This window comes from Bradyrhizobium sp. MOS001, from assembly GCF_004634465.1.
Taxonomy (GTDB): Bacteria; Pseudomonadota; Alphaproteobacteria; order Rhizobiales; family Xanthobacteraceae; genus Bradyrhizobium; species Bradyrhizobium barranii.
Genome location: NZ_SPVJ01000006.1, coordinates 88,833 through 108,562, shown reverse-complemented (window position 1 = coordinate 108,562; position 19,730 = coordinate 88,833). Strand labels below are relative to the sequence as shown.

Here is a 19,730-nt window from a genome sequence, read left to right as displayed (position 1 = left end):
TGCCCGGGACAAGCCCGGGCATGACGATCTCTGTGCGGCTACCGCCTCGCGATACGGTGACTAGATCAACCCGCTCCCATCCGCGACGCGGCGCTGGTGGTAGTCGGTATCACCAAAGCTGTTCTCGATCATGGTGAGGCGCTTGAAGTAGTGGCCGATCTTCGCCTCCATGGTCATGCCGATGCCGCCGTGGAGCTGGATCGCCTGCTGTCCCACGAACTTCAGCGACTTGCCGATCTGCACCTTGGCGGCGGCGATGGCGTTGGAACGCTCCTTGGCGTCCTCGAAATCCCCGGCCATGGTCGCGAACATCGACATCGATCGCGCCTGCTCGGCGGCGACGAACATGTCGGAGGCGCGGTGCTGCAACGACTGGAACGAGCCGATCGCAACGCCAAACTGCTTGCGCGTCTTGATGTACTCGACCGTGGTCTTGAGCGACTCGTCCATCAGGCCGACGGCCTCGGCGCAGAGCGCGATGCGGGCTTCGTCGACGACGCGCTCGATCAGCGCGAGCGAGTCGTCGGGATTGCCGATCGCGGCGTCCGCGCCCACTTCAACACCGGTGAAGGTGATGTCGGCGGCATGCAGGCCGTCCTGCGTCGGGTACGACTTCTTCGTCACGCCCTTGGCGCCCGCCGGCACCAGGAACACGCCGATGCCGGTCTTGTCGCGGCGGTCGCCCTTGGTGCGGGCGGTGACGATCAGGGTCTCGGCGTTCTCGCCGTTCAGAACGACGAACTTCTCGCCGTCGATCACCCAGCCGTCGCCCTTCTTCTTCGCCGTCGTCGAGACGTCGAAGAGATCGTAGCGCGAGTTCTTCTCGAGCTGGGCGAACGCCAGCGTCTTGCTGCCGTCGATGATCCCGGACACGTGCGCGGCCTTCTGCGCATCGGAGCCGGCGTGGCGCAGGAAGCCACCGCCGATCACGACGGTGGCCAGATAAGGCTCGAGCACCAGCGCCTTGCCGAGCGCTTCCATCACGATCATGGTCTCGACACCGCCGCCGCCGAAGCCGCCATCGGCCTCCGCGAAGGGCAGGCCAAGCAGGCCCTGCTCGGCGAGCTTGCCCCAGACGGCCTGGCTCCAGCCGCCCTTCTCCTTCATGTACTTCTTGCGGCTCTCGAAATCGTAGGAATCGGTCAGCAGGCCGTCGATGCTGTCCTTGAGAAGCCGCTGCTCCTCGTTCAGATCAAAATCCATGTTTCTCTCCAAATCGGCGGGAATTGCCCTGCCGTCGCCTTACCCTCAGACGTCATCCCCGCGAAGGCGGGGATCCAGTAAACGCAGCCGCCTGCCGTACTCGCGACCGCCGCGGCGTACTGGGTCCCCCGCCTTCGCGGGGGACGACACCGTCATTGTTGACTCACAGCCCCAGCACCGCCTTGGCGATGATGTTGCGCTGGATCTCGTTGGAGCCGCCGTAGATCGAGACCTTGCGGTTGTTGAAGTAGCTCGGCGCGATCTGGGCGGTCCACTCCATGGCTTCGTTCGAGCCGTCGTCGCCGTGCACGTCGTAGGGTGCTGCGAACGGACCGATCACTTCCATCAAGAGCTCGGTGGTGGTCTGCTGGATCTCGGAGCCCTTGATCTTCAGCACCGAGGACGCCGGATTGGGCTTGCCCTTGCCGTGCTTGCCCTCGTCGGCGACGACGCGCAGTTGCGTCAGCTCGAGCGCCTTCAGCTCGATCTCGCAGGCCGCCAGCTTCTCGCGGAAGGCGGCGTCCTGGATGATCGGCTTGCCGCCGGATTCGACCTTGGAGGCCAAGTCGCGGATGCGGCGCAGCCGCTCCTTGGACACGCCGACCCGGGCGATGCCGGTACGCTCATTGCCGAGCAGGAATTTGGCGTAATCCCAGCCCTTGTTCTCTTCGCCGATCAGGTTCTCGATGGGCACCTCGACGTCGTCGAAGAACACCTCGTTGACCTCGACGCCGCCGTCGATGGTCTGGATCGGACGCACGGTGACGCCCTTCGACTTCATGCTGAAGACGATGAAGGAGATGCCCATCTGCTTCTTGGCGGAGGGGTCGGTGCGGCAGAGGCAGAATATCATGTCGGCGTGCTGGGCGAGCGTGGTCCAGGTCTTCTGGCCGTTGATGATCCACTTGTCGCCCTTGCGCTCGGCCTTGGTCTTGAGCGAGGCAAGGTCGGAGCCGGAGCCGGGCTCGGAGAAGCCTTGGCACCACCAGTCGTCGACATTGGCGATGCGCGGCAGATACTGCTTCTTCTGCTCTTCGTTGCCGAAGGTGTAGATCACGGGGCCGACCATGCTGACGCCGAAGGCGAGCGGCTGCGGCGCCGGATAGGACTGCAGCTCCTCGTTGAAGATGTAGTGCTGCACGGAGGTCCAGCCGGTGCCACCATACTGCTTCGGCCAGTGGCTGACGCCCCAGCCCTTCTTGTTGAGGATGCGCCACCACGTCACCATCTCGTCCTTCGAGAGGTGGCGGCCCTCGACCAGCTTGCGCCGCGTATCCGGCGGTACGTTGTCGCGGAAGAATGATCGCACTTCCTCGCGAAACGCCTGCTCTTCCCTAGTGAATGCGAGATCCATCGGATCCTCCTGTGACCTTCTTTGTTTCGTCGTCGTCAGGACGACGGTGAAATTACTGCAACACCTCGAACAGCCCGGCCGCGCCCATGCCGCCGCCGACGCACATGGTGACGACCGCATACTTCGCCTTGCGGCGGCGGCCCTCGATCAGGGCGTGACCGGTCAGGCGCGCGCCCGACATGCCGTAGGGATGGCCGACCGAGATCGCGCCGCCGTCGACGTTGATCTTCTCGGGGTCGATGCCGAGCTTGTCGCGGCAATACAGCACCTGCACCGCGAAGGCTTCGTTCAGCTCCCAGAGGCCGATGTCGTCGACGGTGAGGCCGTGGCGCTTGAGCAGGCGCGGCACGGCGAAGACCGGGCCGATGCCCATCTCGTCCGGCTCGCAGCCGGCGGAGACGAAGCCGCGGAAGATGCCGAGCGGCTTGAGGCCGCGCTTTGAGGCTTCCTTGTCGCTCATGATGACGGAGGCGCTGGCGCCGTCGGAGAGCTGGCTGGCATTGCCGGCGGTGATCGAAAAGCCTTCGCCGCGCACCGGCTTGAGGCCGGCAAGGCCTTCAGCCGTGGTCTCGGGGCGCGGGCCTTCGTCCTGCGACAAGGTCACCTCCTTGAACGAGACGGCGCCGGTCGCCTTGTCGGTGACCGCCATCTGCGTCGTGATCGGCGCGAGCTCGTCCTTGAACTTGCCGCCCTGCTGGGCCGCGGCGGTGCGGCGCTGGCTCTCCAGCGAATATTCATCCTGCTTCTCGCGCGAGATGCCGTAGCGCTTGGCGACGACTTCGGCGGTGTCGATCATGGGCATGTAGACCTCGCCCTTGATCTTGAGCAGCGCCGGGTCCTGGGCATGGAAGCCGTTCATCTTGTCGTTCTGCACGAGGCTGATCGACTCGCCGCCACCGCCGACAGCGATCTCGACGCCGTCGAAGATCACCGAGCGCGCGGCGAGCGCGATCGCCTGGAGGCCCGAGGCGCATTGCCGGTCGATGGTGGTGCCGGCGACGGTCACGGGGAGACCTGCGCGGAGCAGCGCCTTGCGCGCGATGTTGCCGCCGGTCGCGCCCTGCTGCAGCGCCGCGCCCATCACGACGTCCTCGACCTCCTTTAGATCGACCTTGGCGCGGGCGACGGCCTCGCCGATGGCGTGGCCGAGCAGCGTTGCGCCCTCGGTGGCGTTGAGCATGCCGCGATAGGCCTTGCCGATCGGGGTGCGGGCGGTGGAAACGATGACGGCGTCGGTCAAGAGCGACCTCCTGATGGGTGTTGGGTGGATTGTGATGGTTTCTGCTGCTGGCGCAATTCGTGGCGCGACAATTTTCCGACCGGCGTGCGCGGCAGATCGTCGACGAACTCGACCGCTGCCGGCAGTTCGTGCTTGCCGACCTTGCCGGCGAGTTGCGCGCGCAGCTCGTCGAGCGAAAACGGCTTGGCGTCCGGCTTGAGCTTGATGAAAGCCTTGGCGGCCTCGCCGCGATACTGGTCGGGAATGCCGAGCACGATCACCTCGTGCACGCCTGGAATGGTGTAGATCGCCTGCTCGATCATCTGCGGATAGACGTTGAAGCCGCCGGAGATGATCATGTCCTTCTTGCGGTCCACCAGGAAGAAGTAGCCGTCGGTGTCGACATAGCCGATGTCGCCGGTGAGGAAGCGGCCGTCTGAAAACGACTCCGCGGACTCCTTCGCCTTGTTCCAGTAGCCCTTGGTGACGTTCGGGCCCTTGATGCGGATCTCGCCGACTTCGCCCGGCGGCAGAACTTTTGTCGGATCATCCAGCGAGACCACGTCCATCTCGATGCCGGGCAGCATCAGGCCGATCGACCCCGGCTTGTCCGGTCCCGTCGGCGGGTGGCCGGTGCCGGGCGAGCAGGTCTCGGTCATGCCCCAGCCGCTGCGCAGCTTCTTGCCGACCTTGCGCTCGAAGAAGTTCGCGATCTCCACCGGCAGCGGCGCGCCGCCGGAGCCGATGACGGCGAGCGAGGAGAAGTCGCGCTTATCGAGATCGGGCAGTGCCGCGATCGCGATCCACATCGTCGGCACGCCCGGGAAGTACGTCGCGCGCTTGATTTCGATGTCGCGCATCACCGCCTCGACATCGAAGCGCTGGTGGAGCGAGATCAGATTGCCACGGCTGAGCGAGGACAGCAGCACGACGGTGAGCGCATAGATGTGGAACAGCGGCAGCACGCAGATCACGCGCTCGACGACGTCGCCGCGCGCCGCACGCGACGGCTTGCCCCAGACATCGTAGATCGACACCGCGGAGGTGAGATTGCCGTGGGTGAGCATCGCGCCCTTGGGCAGGCCGGTGGTGCCGCCGGTATATTGCAGCAGCGCGACGTCGTCGGCCGTTACGGACGGCCACTCAGCCGGCGCGGTCGCGCCCTCGACGAAGCTCTTGAAGGTGACGACGCGGGGATCATCGGGGATCGGCGCCTGCGGCGTGCCGACCTTGCCCCAATCGTCGTCCTCGCAGACGACGAGGCGATCGATCAGGCCCTTCTCCAAGAACTTCAGCGCGGTCGGCAGCAGCGCCGCGAGGTTGGAGGTGACGAGCAGGCGCGAGCCGGAATCCGAGACCTTGTGCGTCAGAGCGATCTCGCCGTCGAGCGGGGAGAGATGCGCGACGCGGGCACCGGCCTTGAGCGCGCCGAAGAAATTGACCGGATGGTCCGGCGTATTGCCGAGGAACAGCGCCACGGAGCTGTTCTTGCCGCAGCCGGCACGCAGGAACGCCGCTGCCGCGCGCTCGGCCATGGCGGCGAGCTCGGTATAGCTGATCGGACGATCGCGGAATTCCAGCGCGGTCCGCGGGCCGAAGTCGGCGGCGGCGTTCGACAAGAGGTCAGGCAGCGAGCCCTGGACGATGGTGTCGTCCCAACGCACGCCCTCGGGATAAAACTGTTCGCCGGGATGGGTCATTATTCTTGATTGGTTGAGCGAGCAACTAACAGAGACCGTCATTCCGGGGCGCGACAAAGTCGCGAGCCCGGAATCCATAACCACCAGCTGGGGTTATGGATTCCGGGCCTGCGCCTTGCGGCGCATCCCGGAATGACGAGGGTTGAGATGAAGCGGCCATCACGCCGCCTTCGACGCCGCGGCCAGCGACGCGAACGTCTTGCCTTCGGCCGCGAGCTTCTTCAGCAAGGGCGCGGGCTCGAGGCTCGGGTCGTTGGTCTCCTTGGCGTAGAAGGAGAGACGATCAGCGATGTGCTTGAGGCCGACGGTGTCGGCCCAGAACATCGGGCCGCCGCGGTAGATCGGCCAACCGTAGCCGTAGAGCCAGACCACGTCGATGTCGGAAGGACGCGCCGCGATGCCCTCTTCGAGGATCTTCGCGCCCTCGTTGATCATCGGGTACATCATACGCTCGAGGATCTCCTCGTCGCTGACGACGCGCTTCTTGCGGCCGAGACGGAGCAGCGTCTCGTCGATCAGCTTTTCGACCTCCGGATCGGGCAGCGCGGAGCGACTTCCTGCTTCATACTTGTAGTAGCCCTTGCCGGTCTTCTGGCCGAAGCGGCCGGCTTCGCAGAGTGCGTCCGCGATCTCCGACTTGATGCCGCGGTCCTTGCGCGAGCGCCAGCCGATGTCGAGGCCGGCGAGGTCGCCCATCGCGAACGGCCCCATCGGCATGCCGAATTTGGTAACCACGGCATCGACCTGCTGCGGCAAGGCACCTTCGAACAGCAGCTTCTCCGATTGCTTGCCACGCTGCGCCAGCATGCGGTTGCCGACGAAGCCGTCGCAGACGCCGACCACGGCCGGCACCTTCGCGATCTTGCGCGCGATGGTCACGGCGGTGACCAGCGCATCCGGCGCGGTCTTGTCGGCGCGCACGATCTCGCACAGCTTCATGACGTTGGCGGGCGAGAAGAAGTGCATGCCGAGAACGTCCTGCGGCCGCTTGGTCGACTTCGCGATCTCGTCGATGTTGAGGTAGGAGGTGTTGGAGGCGAGTACGGCACCGGGCTTGACGTATTGGTCGAGCTTGCCGAACACTTCCTTCTTCACCGCCATGGTCTCGAACACGGCCTCGATCACCAGGTCAGCATCGCCGACGTTCTCGATGCCGACAACGCCGTTGATCAGCGCCATGCGCTTGGCGGGCGCGTCGGCCGGGATGCCGCCGCGCGCGGCGGTCGCTTCCCAGTTCTTCTGCATGATGCCCATGCCGCGCTTGAGCTGCTCCTCGCCGGTCTCGATCAGGGTGACTGGCACGCCGGCATTGGCAAAGGACATCGCGATGCCGCCGCCCATGGTGCCGGCACCGAGGATGGCGACGCGGTTCACGGGCCGCGACTTGGTGCCTTCAGGGACGCCGGCGATCTTGCTGGCCTCGCGCTCGGCGAAGAAGGCATAACGCTGCGCCTTGGACTGGTCGCTGGAGACGAGCTTGAGGAAGCCCTCGCGCTCCTTCTTCAGCCCCTCGTCGAACGGCAGGTCGATGGCGTAGCCGACGGCGTCGGCGGCGGCGAACGGCGCTTCCAGGCCGCGCGACTTCTTGGTCATGGCGGCGACCGCATTGGTGAAGATCGAGCGGTCGGCCTTGGCCGCGGCGAGCTTGGAATCGTCGTCGCGCAGGCGCCGCAGCGGACGCTTCTCGGCGAGCAGCTTGCGCACGAAGGCTTCGCCGCCGGAGGCCGGACCTTCGACGATCTCCTCGATCAGGCCATTCTTGAGCGCTTCGGCAGCACCGATCGGATCACCGCCGACGATCATCTTGACCGCGAGTTCCGGCCCGACCGCGCGCGGCAGACGCTGGGTGCCGCCGGCGCCCGGCAGCAGGCCGAGCTTCACCTCGGGCAGGCCGAGCTTGGCTTCCTTCACGGCCACGCGGAAATGACAGGCCAGCGCGACCTCGAGGCCGCCGCCGAGCGCGGTGCCGTGGATCGCGGCGACGACCGGCTTGGGCGAGTTCTCGATCTCGGCCAGGACGTCGTTGAGGGCGGGCGGCTTCGGCGGCTTGCCGAATTCGGTGATGTCGGCGCCGGCGATAAAGGTGCGGCCGGCGCAGGTCAGGACGATGCCCTTGATCGCGGGATCGGCGATCGCGGCCTTGATGCATTCGAGAATGCCGCCGCGCACTGCGGCACTCAGCGCATTGACCGGAGGACTGTTGACCGTGACGATCCCGACTTCGTCATGACGCTCAAGCTTGACCACTTCGCTCACGGCTTCCCTCCTTGGTGGGGATTTACTTTTGTTCGATTTCGCGGTGCGGAATTTAATTCCGCATCTTGACGGCAGGGTTATTTTGAAGCACGGACGTTGTCAACGACTCCGCGCAAGAAGCAGATCAGGGATGAAGCGTACAGGCAAGAAGACTGCGATCGATCGGAATTTCGTCGTCGCGCTTTCCCGCGGACTAGATGTATTGCGCGCATTCCAACCCAGCGACGGACTTCTCGGCAACCAGGAGATCGCCGCGCGGACGAACCTGCCCAAGCCGACCGTTTCGCGCCTGACCTACACGTTGACGAAGCTCGGTTATCTGACACCGGTTCCCCGTTTCGAGAAGTATCAGCTCGCGCCCGCCGCGATGGCGCTCGGTTATGCGGCGTTATCCAATCTCGGCGTTCGGCATTTGTCCGAGCCATTTCGCGAGGAATTGATGCGCGCGACCGGCGGCGCCGTCGCAATCGGCGGCCGCGACCGTCACAGCATGATCTATTTCGGGCAAAGTCGCGGCAGCGAGACGGTCGGCGTTCAACTTGACGTCGGCTCCCGCGTGCCGATTGCAACCAGCGCGATGGGCCGTGCCTATTTCTGGGCGCTCGACGAAGAAGGTCGCGCCGAGGTGTCCCGCATCCTGCGCGAACATTACGGCAGCCGCTGGCCGAAGATGCGCGACGGACTGGAACGTTCAGGCGAGACCGTTGCGAAATACGGTTTCGCGATGTCCGTCGGCGACTGGCACGACGACATCGGCGCCGCCGGCGTCGCGCTCAAGCTCAACGACGGAACCGGACCTTACGCATTCAATTGCGGCGCGCCCGCATTCCGCTTCACGGAAGAGCGTTTGATCAACGACATTGGACCGCGTCTGCTGGCGATGGTAAGGAACATTGAAGCGGCACTCGGGGGACTGATGCCGCAATCCAAAAAAGAAGTCAGCAAAAAGCTGAAATCAGGAGGAAAAGTTGCGCGTGTGGCCGAGGGGTTCAGATAGCCTTTGTCATCACCGGGAGCGGTTCGCATCGCCCCTTCGCCCACTGACGTATGTGGGCGAGACGAGATGACGCAGGCACAGCTCGCGCGGGGGACATCGCCCCTGCTCGCGGTTCGCGACGTCAGCGTCGTGTTCGGCGGCATCATTGCGCTCAACGGCGTGTCCTTTGACATGCACAAGGGCCAGATCCTCGGATTGATCGGCCCCAACGGCGCCGGCAAGACCACGCTCTTCAACTGCCTCTCGCGGCTCTATCAGCCGTCGTCGGGCGACATCCTGATGGAAGGCGCGAGCATCCTGTCGCGGCCTCCGCACCGGATCGCCGAGATCGGCATCGGCCGCACCTTCCAGAACGTGGCGCTGTTTCCGAACCTCTCGGTGATGGACAACGTCCGCGTCGGCGCCCATTCGAAGACCTCCAGCGACATCATCAGCGACTCGCTTCGGCTCGCCTGGGTCCGGCGCAGCGAGACCGAGGTCAACAAGAAGGTGCAGGAGATCCTCGCCTATCTCAAGCTCGAGGACGTCGCCCACACCATCGTGTCCGGCCTGCCCTTCGGCACGCAGAAACGCGTCGAGCTGGCGCGCGCGCTCGCGGCAGACCCGAAGATCCTGCTGCTCGACGAGCCGGCCGGCGGCCTCAACCACGAGGAAGTCTATCTGCTCGGCGACCTCATCCGCCGCATCCGCGACGACCGCCACATGACCGTGCTGCTGGTCGAGCACCACATGGGCCTCGTGATGTCGATCGCCGACCACGTCGTCGCGCTGAATTTCGGCAAGAAGCTCGCGGAAGGCACGCCGGCCCAGGTGCAGGCGGACCCCGACGTCATCAAGGCCTATCTCGGGAGCAAGGACCAATGACGACGCTGCTCAACGTCAAGGACCTGCGCGCCTATTACGGCCAGGTCCAGGCGCTCCATGGCCTGTCCTTCTCGCTCAACGAGGGATCGTTGACGACGCTGCTCGGCGCCAATGGCGCCGGCAAGACCACCACCCTGCGCGCGATCTGCAACATGGTGCGTTCCACCGGCGCGATCGAGTTCGAAGGCAAGCCGCTCAGCAACCGCTCCACCGAGAGCATCGTGCGGTTCGGCATCGCCCACGTGCCGCAGGGCCGCGGCACCTTCACGACCATGACGGTCGAGGAGAACCTCCAGCTCGGGGCCATCACCCGCAAGGACAGCGCCGGCATCGTTTCCGACATCGAGCGCATGTACGCGCATTTCCCGGTGCTCAAGCAGCGCCACACCCAGCAGGCCGGCACGCTCTCGGGCGGCGAGCAGCAGATGCTCGCGGTCGCCCGTGCGCTGATGCTGCGGCCGCGCCTGATGCTACTCGACGAGCCGTCCTTCGGACTGGCGCCGCTGGTCGTGCGCGACCTGTTCGGCATCCTCGGCAAGATCAATCGCGAGGACAAGGTGTCGATCCTGGTGGTCGAGCAGAACGCCCAGCTCGCGCTCGAGCTCGCCGACCAGGCCTATGTGATCGAGACCGGACGCATCGTGATGTCGGGCAATGCCAAGGACATCGCGAACAACGAAGAAATCCGCAAATCCTATCTGGGTTACTGAGGAGCCGGCACGATGGAGCTGTTCACCAACCAAGTGCTGGCCGGCATCGCCACGGGCGCGATCTACGCCTGCATGGCGCTCGCCGTGGTCATGATCTACCAGGCGATCGACCATCTCAACTTCGCGCAGGGCGAGATGGCGATGTTCTCGACCTTCATCTCCTGGCAGCTGATGCAGTGGGGCGTGCCTTACTGGGCCGCCTTCATCCTCACGCTGGCGCTCTCCTTCGTCGCCGGTATCGCGATCGAGCGCATCCTGTTCAAGCCGCTGGCGAAAGCGCCGGTGCTGACCAACGTCGCCGGCTTCATCGCCCTGTTTGCGATCATCAACTCCTCGGCCGGCCTGATCTGGGACTTCACCATCAAGCAATACCCGACCCCGTTCGGCTCCGCGCCGTTCCTGGGAAGCCAGCTGATCTCGACCCACCAGGCCGGCATGATCGGCGTCACGGTGCTGCTGCTGCTCGGCCTCTACTTCTTCTTCCAGTACACGCGCATCGGCCTGGCCATGCGCGCGGCCGCCTCGGTGCCTGAATCGGCCCGCCTCGTCGGCATCAACACGTCCTGGATGATCGCGCTCGGCTGGGGCATGGCGACCGCGATCGGCGCAATCGCCGGCATGCTGATCGCCCCTGTCGTGTTCCTCGAGCCCAACATGATGGGCGGCGTGCTGATCTACGGCTTTGCCGCCGCGGTGCTCGGCGGTCTCACCAGCCCGTTCGGCGCCGTGGTCGGCGGCTTCCTGGTCGGGATCTTCGAGAACCTCGCCGGCACCTACATCCCCGGCGTCGGCAATGAGCTGAAGCTCCCGATCGCGCTCGCGCTGATCATCTCCGTCCTGGTCGTCAAACCCGCTGGCCTGTTCGGCCGGCACATCGTCAAGCGAGTTTGATCATGAGCGCTGCAGAAGAAGTCGTTGCAGAAGGCCACGAGGCGGTCGAGGCTGTTCCGAAGCGGGCCATGACGCTGGGCACCGGCACCTCGCTGGTGGTGCTCGCGGCACTGCTGATCGCACCCGTTTTCGTCAAGAACTTCATCATCTTCCAGATGACGATGCTCCTGATCTACGGGCTCGCGGTGCTGGCGCTGAACATCCTGACCGGCGGAAGCGGCCAATTCTCGCTCGGCCAGAGCGCGTTCTACGCGGTCGGTGCCTATACGACAGCGGTGCTGATGGAGCACTTCAACGTCAATTACGCGCTGACGCTGCCGATCGCCGGCGTCGTCTGTTTCGGCTTCGGCTTCCTGTTCGGGCAGCCGGCGCTGCGGCTCTCCGGCGTCTACCTCGCGCTTGCGACCTTCGCGCTCGCCACCGCCATGCCGCAGCTCCTCAAGCTGAACTTCCTCGAGCACTGGACCGGCGGCGTGCAGGGCCTCGTCGTCACCAAGCCGGACGCGCCGTTCGGGCTGCCGATGTCGCAGGACATGTGGCTGTATTACTTCACGCTCGTGGTCGTGATTGCGATCTACATCTTCTCGGTGAACCTGCTGCGTTCCCGCTCGGGCCGCGCCTTCATGGCGATCCGCGACAACGAGATCGCGGCCTCCGCGATGGGCGTCGACGTCGCGCTGTACAAGACGCTGGCCTTCGGCGTCTCCGCCGCCATCACCGGCATCGCCGGCTCGCTCGGCGCCATCGCGGTGCAATTCGTCGCGCCCGACAGCTACACCATCACGCTCGCGATCTCGCTGTTCCTCGGCATGGTCGTCGGCGGCGTCGGCTGGCTGCCCGGCTCGATCGTCGGCGCTGCCTTCATCATCTTCGTGCCGAACATCGCGGAGGGCATCTCCAAGGGCCTCTCCGGCGCGGTGTTCGGCGTGCTCCTGTTCCTCGTCATCTACCTCGTGCCGCATGGCGCAAGGCAAGTCGCGATCCTGGGCCAGCAACTCGCCGGTCGGCTCAGGAAGAACTGAAACGTCCATCCAGACTGTTGTTTTAACCAAGGAGACCCAATTGCTTTTCGGAAGAATACTGCGAACCACCGCACTCGTAACGGCGGTCGCGACCCTCACCTCCGGCGCAGCACTTGCCCAGAAGAAATACGACACCGGCGCGTCCGATACCGAGATCAAGATCGGCAACATCATGCCGTACAGCGGTCCGGCGTCGGCCTATGGCATCATCGGCAAGACCGAAGAAGCCTATTTCAAGATGATCAACGACAAAGGCGGCATCAACGGCCGCAAGATCAACTTCGTCACCTATGACGACGCCTATTCGCCGCCGAAGGCCGTCGAGCAGGTCCGCAAGCTGGTCGAGAGCGACGAAGTGCTGGCCGTGTACAATCCGCTCGGCACGCCCTCGAACACGGCGATCCAGAAGTACCTGAACGCCAAGAAGATCCCGCAGCTGTTCGTCGCCACCGGCGCCACCAAGTGGAACGACGCGAAGAACTTCCCCTGGACCATCGGCTGGCAGCCCTCCTACCAGAGCGAAGCGCAGATCTACGCGAAATGGCTGATGAAGGAAAAGCCGAACGCCAAGGTCGCGATCCTCTACCAGAACGACGATTTCGGCAAAGACTACCTCAAGGGCACCAAGGACGGTCTCGGCGCCAAGGGCGCGTCCATGATCATCATGGAAGAGAGCTACGAGATCTCCGAGCCGTCGATCGACGGCCACATCGTCAAGATCAAGGCCGCCAATCCCGACGTGCTGCTGATCTACGCGACGCCGAAGTTCGCGGCCCAGACCATCAAGAAGACCGCCGAGCTCAGCTGGAAGCCGCTCCAGATCCTCACCAACGTGTCGATCTCGGTCGGCAGCGTGATGAAGCCGGCCGGCTTCGAGGCCTCGCAGGACGTGCTGTCGGCGGCCTATGCCAAGGATTCCACCGACCCGCAGTGGAACAACGATCCCGGCATGAAGAAGTGGAACGAGTTCGTCGACAAGTACATGCCCGGCGCCGACAAGACCGACACCGGCATGGTCTACGGCTACGGCGCGGCGTCGACCCTGGTCAAGACGCTGGAGATGTGCGGTGACGACCTCACCCGCGCCAACCTGATGAAGCAGGCCGCTTCCTTGAAGGATTTTGCACCGGACACGCTGCTGCCCGGCGTCAAGATCAACACCAGCGCCACCGACTTCGCCCCGATTTCGCAGCTCCAGATGCAGCGCTTCAAGGGCGAGAAGTGGGAACTGTTCGGCGAGATCATCAGCGGCGACGTCGCCTCCGAGTGACGCTGACGCAATAGTCCAAGTCTGGTCAGTTCAAGTCTAGTCAAATCTGACAAAGCCCCCGCGGGCGACCGCGGGGGCTTTTTGTTGACGTCAGGCGTCAATCTTGTTCAATGCGGCGCCGATCCATTCCGGGTGGAGAAAGATGACTGTCGTTCGATTTCAGGTTGCGGCCGTTTCGGCCGCGCTCGCGTTGTGCACTGCGGTGAGCAGCCCGGCACTGGCGCAAAAGAAATACGACAGCGGCGCTTCCGATACCGAGATCAAGATCGGCAACATCATGCCCTATAGCGGGCCGGCCTCCGCCTATGCCGCGATCGGCAAGGCCGAGGAAGCCTATTTCAACAAGATCAATGCCGAGGGTGGCATCAACGGCCGCAAGATCAAGTTCATCTCCTACGACGACGGCTATTCGCCGCCGAAGACGGTGGAGCAGGCGCGCAGGCTGGTCGAGAGCGACGGCGTGCTGCTGATCTTCGGCTCGCTCGGCACCTCCACCAACGGCGCCATCCGCAAATACATGAACGAGAAGAAGGTGCCGCAGCTGTTCGTGGCGAGCGGCGCCTCCAAGTGGAACGATCCGAAGCAATATCCGTGGACCATGGGCTGGCAGCCGAGCTACGCCAGCGAGGCGCGCATCTACGCCAAATACATCATGAAGGAGAAGCCGGACGCGAAGATCGGCGTGCTCTACCAGAACGACGATTTCGGCAAGGACTATCTGAGAGGGCTGAAGGACGGCTTAGGGGCCAAGGCGTCGATGATCGTGCTCGAAGACGGCTACGACACGTCGGAGCCTGCGATCGACGAGCACGTCGTGAAGCTGAAGGCCTCGGGCGCCGACGTCTTCCTCAGCATCACCACGCCGAAATTCGCCGCGCAGGCGATCAAGAAGGCGGCCGAGATCAACTGGCATCCGGTCCACATCATCTCCAACGTCTCGGCGTCGGTCGGCGGCGTGCTCGAGCCCGCGGGCATGGAGATCTCGCAAGGCATCCTGTCGGCGAGCTACACCAAGGACGGCTCCGACCCGCAATGGAATGCCGATGACGGCATGAAGAAGTTCTATAGCTTCCTCGCGCAGTACGACCCCAAGGCCAACAAGCTCGATGCCGGCGTGGTGTTCGGCTATGCCGCGGCCCAGACCATGGTGAAGGTGCTGCAGATGTGCGGCGACGAGCTCACCCATGAGAACGTCATGAAGCAGGCCGCTTCCTTGAAGGATTTCGAGCCCGACACGCTGCTGCCCGGCATCAAGATCAACACCTCCGCCGATAATTTCGCCCCGATCGAGCAGCTCCAGATGATGCGGTTCAAGGGCAGGAAATGGGAGCTGTTCGGCGACATCATCTCGAGCGAGCTCGGCCACTGAAGCCGCGCAACTCAAAATCGCCTCCGACTGGTTAATCAACTCAAGACAGCGGCGCCGTCTCGCAGTCGCACACGAGCGCGCGCCGGTCCTTGACTACTAAAGGAGCAGCCCCTGCGACACAGCCGCGGGGGCTTTCTGTTGAAGGCTCCCGGTAAATCGTATTGAATTGCCTCCGCGCCGCCAAAAATCATCAAGCCAAGAAAAGGGACGCACACACACCAAGAAAATAGGGAGATAGGAATGCCCGCTGTCACCGGCAAACTTGCGGCTGCGTCACTGGCGCTTGCGCTCATTGCGGCCTCGGCCTCCACTGCATCGGCCCAGAAGAAATACGATACCGGCGCGACCGACACCGAAATCAAGATCGGCAACATCATGCCCTACAGCGGACCGGCCTCCGCCTACGGCATCATCGGGCGGACCGAAGCCGCCTACTTCAAGAAGATCAACGACGAGGGCGGCATCAACGGCCGCAAGATCAATTACATCTCCTATGACGACGCCTACTCGCCGCCGAAGACGGTGGAGCAGGCTCGCAAGCTGGTCGAGAGCGACGAGGTGCTGTTCATCTTCAACTCGCTCGGCACGCCGCCGAACTCTGCGATCCACAAATACATGAACTCGAAGAAGGTGCCGCAGCTGTTCGTCGCGACCGGCGCCACCAAGTGGAACGATCCGCAGAACTTCCCCTGGACGATGGGCTGGCAGCCCAATTACCAGAGCGAGACGCAGATCTATGCGAAGTGGCTGCTGAAGAACAAGCCGGACGCCAAGATCGCCGTGCTGTTCCAGAACGACGATTACGGCAAGGACTATCTCAAGGGCCTGAAGGATGGCCTCGGCTCGAAAGCCGCCTCGATGATCATCATCGAAGAGAGCTACGAGACCTCCGAGCCGACCATCGACAACCACATCGTCAAGCTGAAGTCGACCGGCGCCGACGTCTTCATGAACATCACGACGCCGAAATTCGCCGCGCAAGCGATCAAGAAGAATTCCGAGATCGGCTGGAAGCCGCTGCACTTCCTCAACAACGTCTCGGCCTCCGTCGGCAGCGTGATGAAGCCGGCCGGCTTCGAGAACGGCCAGGACATCATCTCGGCCGACTATCTCAAGGACGTGTCGGATCCCGCGTGGAACAACGATCCCGGCATGAAGGAGTTTCTGGCGTTCATGACCAAATACTTCCCCGAGGGCGACAAGCTCGATAAGGGCACGATCGTCGGCTATGCCGTGGCGCAGACACTGGTCCAGGTCTTGAAGCAGTGCGGTGACAATCTCACGCGCGAGAACATCATGAAGCAGGCGGCGAACCTGAAGGACTTCCGCACCGAGGCGCTGCTGCCGGGCGTGAAGGTCAACACCTCGCCGACCGATTTCGCGCCGATCAGCCAGCTTCAACTCGAGAAGTTCAAGGGCGAGAAGTGGGAGCTGTTCGGAGACGTGATCAGCGCCGACGTCGGCGGCTAACCCCAAACGACAGAGAGCCCCCTGCGCGGCCATCGCAGGGGGCTTTTGCTTGCGCGCGGATTATGATCACGCGATTGCACAATCGAATGATGGTAAAGCCCGCTTACGCTTTGGCGCCTGATGCGGTAGGCAGGGAGCCGGCGATTTTGTCGCCATCATTTCAGTTCGCTGAAGGCCTTCGCCATGACCGACCGACGTCCCCTGCTCCGCGCGCTCTACGACGCCGCCGTTGCCGCCGCCCATCCCAGCACGATTCTGGCGCCGCATCTGCGGCCCGCGCCGAAAGGGCGTGTGATCTGCCTCGCCGCCGGCAAGGGCGCGGGTGCGATGGCCGCGGCAGCCGAGCGGCATTATCTCGACACGCTCAAGCTCGCGCCGGAGCGCCTCGTCGGCATCGCCACCACGCGCCATGGCTACGGCGTGCCGACCCGCCGCATCCGCGTGGTCGAGGCCGGCCATCCCGTTCCCGATGAAGCCGGCCTGAAGGGCGCCGCCGATACGCTCGCGCTCGCGAGCGAGGCCGGGCCCGACGATCTGCTGCTGGTGCTGCTCACCGGCGGCGGCTCGGCGAACTGGATCGCGCCGGTGGACGGCATCAGCTTCGCGCAGAAGCAGGCGGTCAACAAGGCGCTGCTCCGCTCGGGCGCGCCGATCGGCGAGATGAACACGGTCCGGAAACATTTGTCGCGGATCAAGGGCGGCCGGCTGGCGCGCGCCGGCAAGAATGCCGCCGAGATCGTGACGCTCGCGATTTCCGACGTGCCGCACGACGATCCGTCCGCCATTGCCTCCGGCCCCACCGTGCCCGATCCGACCACGCTGGCGGATGCGCGCGCGATCGTCGCGAAGTACAAGCTCGTCATCGACGACGCCGTCCGCCGCGCGCTCGACGATCCCGCCAACGAAAGCGCTAAGCCTGACGATACCGCCTTTGCCCGCGCGCATTTCGAGCTGATCGCGCGGCCCAAGCAATCGCTCGACGCCGCGGTGAAGCTCGCCAAGGAAGCTGGCTACGAGACCATCGATCTCGGCGCCGATCTCGAAGGCGAGGCGCGCGAGGTCGCAGCCGATCACGCCAGGCTCGCGCTTCAGGCGCGCGCGCAAGGCAAGCGCCTCGCGATCCTCTCCGGCGGCGAACTCACCGTTACCGTGCGCGGCAATGGGCGCGGCGGCCCCAACCAGGAATACGCGCTGGCGCTCACCGGCCTGTTGAAGGACACGCCTGATGTTTCCGCTCTCGCCGGCGACACCGACGGCGCCGATGGCGGCGCCGGCCATCCCACCGATCCCGCGGGCGCGCTGATTGATGCTGCGACGTTCGCCAAGATGAAGGCGCTGGCGCTTCAGCCGCAGGCGTACCTGGACAACAACGACGCGACGACGTTCTTCGAGGCAACCGGCGATTTGCTGATGCCGGGACCGACACTGACGAACGTGAACGATATCAGGGTGATCTTGGTGGATTGAGGCGCCTGCCCAGGTCTCACTGTCATTCCCCGCGACCCGGCTACGCCAAGGCTTCGCCGGGGTTGAGGTCCAGGGGCGCCGAAGCTTTAGCGTAGGCGGCAGGCGGGGAATCCAGTACGCCGCGGCCTATCGGTTCGATCACAAACGTCTCGGAGTACTGGATCGCCCGGTCAAGCCGGGCGATGACAGCCGGGCCTCAAAACTCGTTCGCGATCTTCGAGAGCATCCCGATCAGGGCTTCGCGGTTGGCCTGCCCGAGCAGCTCGTTCAGCCGGGACTCGTGCTTGGTGGCGACGAGCTTTTTCGCCCGGGTCAGCACGGCCTTGCCCTTGTCGGTCAGCACCAGGATGTGCGAGCGGCGGTCGTTGGTGGAGCGGATCCGCGCGCAGAGGTCGCGGCTCTCCAGATTGTCGAGCATCGCCACGAAGTTCGGGCGCAGGATGCCCAGCGTCGAGGCGATCTCGGTCTGGTTACGGCCCGGATTCTTCTCGACCAGCAGCAGCACGGAGAACTGCGCGGGCGTGAGCTGGAGCGAGGCCATGCAGCGCAAAAAGTTCTCGAACACCTTGAGCTGCGCCCGCTTCAGCACGTAGCCGAGCTGTTCGGAGAGCTCGCCAAGCTGGAGGGCTTCAGGCTGGGCCTCGGCCGCGTCCTTGCGGCCCTTGGCCGCGTCGCCGGGCTTTTCAGAAGACTTTTCAGCGGTTTTGGAAACGGTCATCGCCTCGTGCTCGTGATCCCGCTAAATTCGGGGCGGGTCGTCCGCCCCACCCTTGAAGTTATATTTGATAATTGTTATGGACCATATCAAATATCGTCAGCGTTTCAATGGCTGTGAGCGGACCGTCCACCGCAATTGCGGAGCCCGGTCCCGATCTTTGAGGGGGAGCGTCCGGTCTTGAATACCACCATCATGCTGTTCCTGGTACAGGACGGCATCACCAATGGCGCGATCTATGCGCTGCTCGGCCTGGCGCTGGTGCTGGTGTTCGCCGTCACGCGCGTCATCCTCATTCCCCAGGGCGAATTCGTCACCTACGGCGCGCTGACCTATGCCTCGCTGGCCGCGGGCCAGATGCCGGGCACGGCAAAGCTCGCGCTGGCGCTGGGCATCGGCGCCTTCGTGTTCGACCTGTTCGTGGCGCGCAAGGCGCTGCACGGCCGCCTGATCGTGCGCAGCCTCGTCACCAACGTCGTGCTGCCGGCCATCGTGCTGGCGCTGACCATCTACTTCGCCGCCCAGAAGCCGCCGGTGGCGGTCTGCATCGCGCTGTCGCTGGTGATCGTGGCGATGATCGGCCTCTACCTCTACCGCATCGCGTTCCAGCCGCTGGCGCACACCTCCGTGCTGGTGCTGCTGATCGCATCGGTGGGCGTCCACCTGGCGCTGCAGGGCCTCGGCCTGCTGTTCTTCGGCGCCGAAGGCCAGCGCGGACCTGCCGTGCTATCAGGCTCCTTCACCGCCGGTGCACTGCGCTTCACCGGCCAGAGCATCACCGTCTACGGCATCACCATCGCCTTCATCGTCGGGCTCTGGCTGTTTTTCGGGCTGACGCTCTACGGCAAGGCGCTGCGCGCGACCGCCGTGAACCGGCTCGGCGCCCGCCTTGCCGGCATCCGCACCACGCTGTCCGGCCAGATCGCCTTCCTGCTGGCGTCCGTCATCGGCGCGCTGTCGGGCATCATGATCGTGCCGATCACGACGCTCTATTACGACTCCGGGTTCCTGATCGGCCTGAAGGGCTTCGTTGCCGCGATCATCGGCGGCCTCGTCAGCTATCCGCTCACCGCCGTCGCGGCGCTGGTCGTCGGCATCGTCGAGGCGTTCTCGTCCTTCTACGCCTCCAACTACAAGGAAGTGATCGTCTTCATGCTGCTGATCCCCGTGCTGCTGCTGCGCTCGCTCGCCGCGCCCGCGGTCGAGGAAGAGAAGGACTGACG

Annotated in this window: 16 protein-coding genes; 10 read left to right on the top strand and 6 right to left on the bottom strand. The window is 64.4% G+C overall.

The annotated features are described in order from the left end of the window. Positions 1 to 60 precede the first annotated feature (60 nt). The 5 genes from pimD to CT676_RS11510 all read right to left on the bottom strand — a co-directional run bounded on the left by pimD (position 61) and on the right by CT676_RS11510 (position 7,732). Complete coding sequence (pimD, locus tag CT676_RS11530) at positions 61 to 1,203, bottom strand: pimeloyl-CoA dehydrogenase small subunit (RefSeq protein WP_085403565.1); 1,143 nt, start codon at positions 1,201 to 1,203, stop codon at positions 61 to 63. Positions 1,204 to 1,366: 163 nt separating this feature from the next. Beyond that, a complete protein-coding gene (pimC, locus tag CT676_RS11525; protein ID WP_085403564.1) occupies positions 1,367 to 2,557 on the bottom strand; it encodes a pimeloyl-CoA dehydrogenase large subunit in 1,191 nt (396 codons plus the stop codon). A gap of 52 nt (positions 2,558 to 2,609) precedes the next feature. Further along, entirely contained in the window at positions 2,610 to 3,797 is a 1,188-nt protein-coding gene (locus tag CT676_RS11520) for an acetyl-CoA C-acyltransferase (RefSeq protein ID WP_085403563.1), read from the bottom strand. Next, entirely contained in the window at positions 3,794 to 5,476 is a 1,683-nt protein-coding gene (gene pimA, locus CT676_RS11515) for a dicarboxylate--CoA ligase PimA (protein ID WP_085403562.1), read from the bottom strand. Before pimA ends, CT676_RS11520 begins: the two co-directional genes overlap by 4 nt. 159 nt (positions 5,477 to 5,635) lie before the next feature. After that, positions 5,636 to 7,732: a 3-hydroxyacyl-CoA dehydrogenase NAD-binding domain-containing protein gene (locus CT676_RS11510; RefSeq protein ID WP_063980943.1), complete on the bottom strand. Its 2,097-nt coding sequence runs from the start codon at positions 7,730 to 7,732 to the stop codon at positions 5,636 to 5,638. A 130-nt stretch (positions 7,733 to 7,862) separates the two neighbouring features. Here CT676_RS11510 and CT676_RS11505 point away from each other — a divergent pair, with 130 nt between their 5' ends. From CT676_RS11505 to CT676_RS11465, 9 genes are all read left to right on the top strand, one after another. Next, entirely contained in the window at positions 7,863 to 8,729 is an 867-nt protein-coding gene (locus CT676_RS11505; protein WP_085403561.1) for an IclR family transcriptional regulator, read from the top strand. A 66-nt stretch (positions 8,730 to 8,795) separates the two neighbouring features. Continuing rightward, entirely contained in the window at positions 8,796 to 9,593 is a 798-nt protein-coding gene (locus CT676_RS11500) for an ABC transporter ATP-binding protein (protein ID WP_085403560.1), read from the top strand. Continuing rightward, on the top strand, positions 9,590 to 10,303 hold the full coding sequence (locus CT676_RS11495; RefSeq protein WP_014498266.1) for an ABC transporter ATP-binding protein: 714 nt from the start codon (positions 9,590 to 9,592) through the stop codon (positions 10,301 to 10,303). Before CT676_RS11500 ends, CT676_RS11495 begins: the two co-directional genes overlap by 4 nt. Positions 10,304 to 10,315: 12 nt before the next feature. Continuing rightward, on the top strand, positions 10,316 to 11,194 hold the full coding sequence (locus tag CT676_RS11490) for a branched-chain amino acid ABC transporter permease (RefSeq protein ID WP_063980940.1): 879 nt from the start codon (positions 10,316 to 10,318) through the stop codon (positions 11,192 to 11,194). A 2-nt stretch (positions 11,195 to 11,196) separates the two neighbouring features. Next, complete coding sequence (locus CT676_RS11485) at positions 11,197 to 12,216, top strand: branched-chain amino acid ABC transporter permease (protein ID WP_028151939.1); 1,020 nt, start codon at positions 11,197 to 11,199, stop codon at positions 12,214 to 12,216. Between the two features lie 40 nt (positions 12,217 to 12,256). Next, on the top strand, positions 12,257 to 13,486 hold the full coding sequence (locus tag CT676_RS11480; RefSeq protein ID WP_071916729.1) for an ABC transporter substrate-binding protein: 1,230 nt from the start codon (positions 12,257 to 12,259) through the stop codon (positions 13,484 to 13,486). Positions 13,487 to 13,628: 142 nt separating this feature from the next. Then, the gene (locus CT676_RS11475; protein WP_085403582.1) at positions 13,629 to 14,855 is read left to right on the top strand and encodes an ABC transporter substrate-binding protein; all 1,227 of its coding nucleotides are present in this window, start codon (positions 13,629 to 13,631) and stop codon (positions 14,853 to 14,855) included. A gap of 240 nt (positions 14,856 to 15,095) precedes the next feature. Next, positions 15,096 to 16,325, top strand: coding sequence for an ABC transporter substrate-binding protein (locus tag CT676_RS11470; protein ID WP_085403559.1), 1,230 nt, complete (start codon positions 15,096 to 15,098; stop codon positions 16,323 to 16,325). Positions 16,326 to 16,508: 183 nt separating this feature from the next. Beyond that, a complete protein-coding gene (locus CT676_RS11465) occupies positions 16,509 to 17,792 on the top strand; it encodes a glycerate kinase (RefSeq protein ID WP_135214681.1) in 1,284 nt (427 codons plus the stop codon). 196 nt (positions 17,793 to 17,988) lie between these two features. Here the strand turns inward: CT676_RS11465 and CT676_RS11460 are convergent, their stop codons facing one another. Next, positions 17,989 to 18,510 carry a MarR family transcriptional regulator gene (locus tag CT676_RS11460; protein WP_071916733.1) on the bottom strand — a complete coding sequence of 174 codons (522 nt, stop codon included), beginning with the start codon at positions 18,508 to 18,510 and terminating at the stop codon, positions 17,989 to 17,991. Positions 18,511 to 18,687: 177 nt separating this feature from the next. On the opposite strand from CT676_RS11460, the gene CT676_RS11455 reads away from it, so the two are divergent. Further along, positions 18,688 to 19,728: a branched-chain amino acid ABC transporter permease gene (locus tag CT676_RS11455; RefSeq protein ID WP_085403557.1), complete on the top strand. Its 1,041-nt coding sequence runs from the start codon at positions 18,688 to 18,690 to the stop codon at positions 19,726 to 19,728. Positions 19,729 to 19,730: the final 2 nt, after the last annotated feature.

Excerpts from the sequence above, each read along its gene's own strand:
- pimD (WP_085403565.1), bottom strand. The coding sequence starts at position 1,203 with ATGGATTTTGATCTGAACGAGGAGCAGCGGCTTCTCAAGGACAGCATC.
- pimC (WP_085403564.1), bottom strand. The coding sequence starts at position 2,557 with ATGGATCTCGCATTCACTAGGGAAGAGCAGGCGTTTCGCGAGGAAGTG.
- pimA (WP_085403562.1), bottom strand. The coding sequence starts at position 5,476 with ATGACCCATCCCGGCGAACAGTTTTATCCCGAGGGCGTGCGTTGGGAC.
- CT676_RS11505 (WP_085403561.1), top strand. The coding sequence starts at position 7,863 with ATGAAGCGTACAGGCAAGAAGACTGCGATCGATCGGAATTTCGTCGTC.
- CT676_RS11500 (WP_085403560.1), top strand. The coding sequence starts at position 8,796 with ATGACGCAGGCACAGCTCGCGCGGGGGACATCGCCCCTGCTCGCGGTT.
- CT676_RS11495 (WP_014498266.1), top strand. The coding sequence starts at position 9,590 with ATGACGACGCTGCTCAACGTCAAGGACCTGCGCGCCTATTACGGCCAG.
- CT676_RS11490 (WP_063980940.1), top strand. The coding sequence starts at position 10,316 with ATGGAGCTGTTCACCAACCAAGTGCTGGCCGGCATCGCCACGGGCGCG.
- CT676_RS11485 (WP_028151939.1), top strand. The coding sequence starts at position 11,197 with ATGAGCGCTGCAGAAGAAGTCGTTGCAGAAGGCCACGAGGCGGTCGAG.
- CT676_RS11475 (WP_085403582.1), top strand. The coding sequence starts at position 13,629 with ATGACTGTCGTTCGATTTCAGGTTGCGGCCGTTTCGGCCGCGCTCGCG.
- CT676_RS11470 (WP_085403559.1), top strand. The coding sequence starts at position 15,096 with ATGCCCGCTGTCACCGGCAAACTTGCGGCTGCGTCACTGGCGCTTGCG.
- CT676_RS11465 (WP_135214681.1), top strand. The coding sequence starts at position 16,509 with ATGACCGACCGACGTCCCCTGCTCCGCGCGCTCTACGACGCCGCCGTT.
- CT676_RS11460 (WP_071916733.1), bottom strand. The coding sequence starts at position 18,510 with ATGACCGTTTCCAAAACCGCTGAAAAGTCTTCTGAAAAGCCCGGCGAC.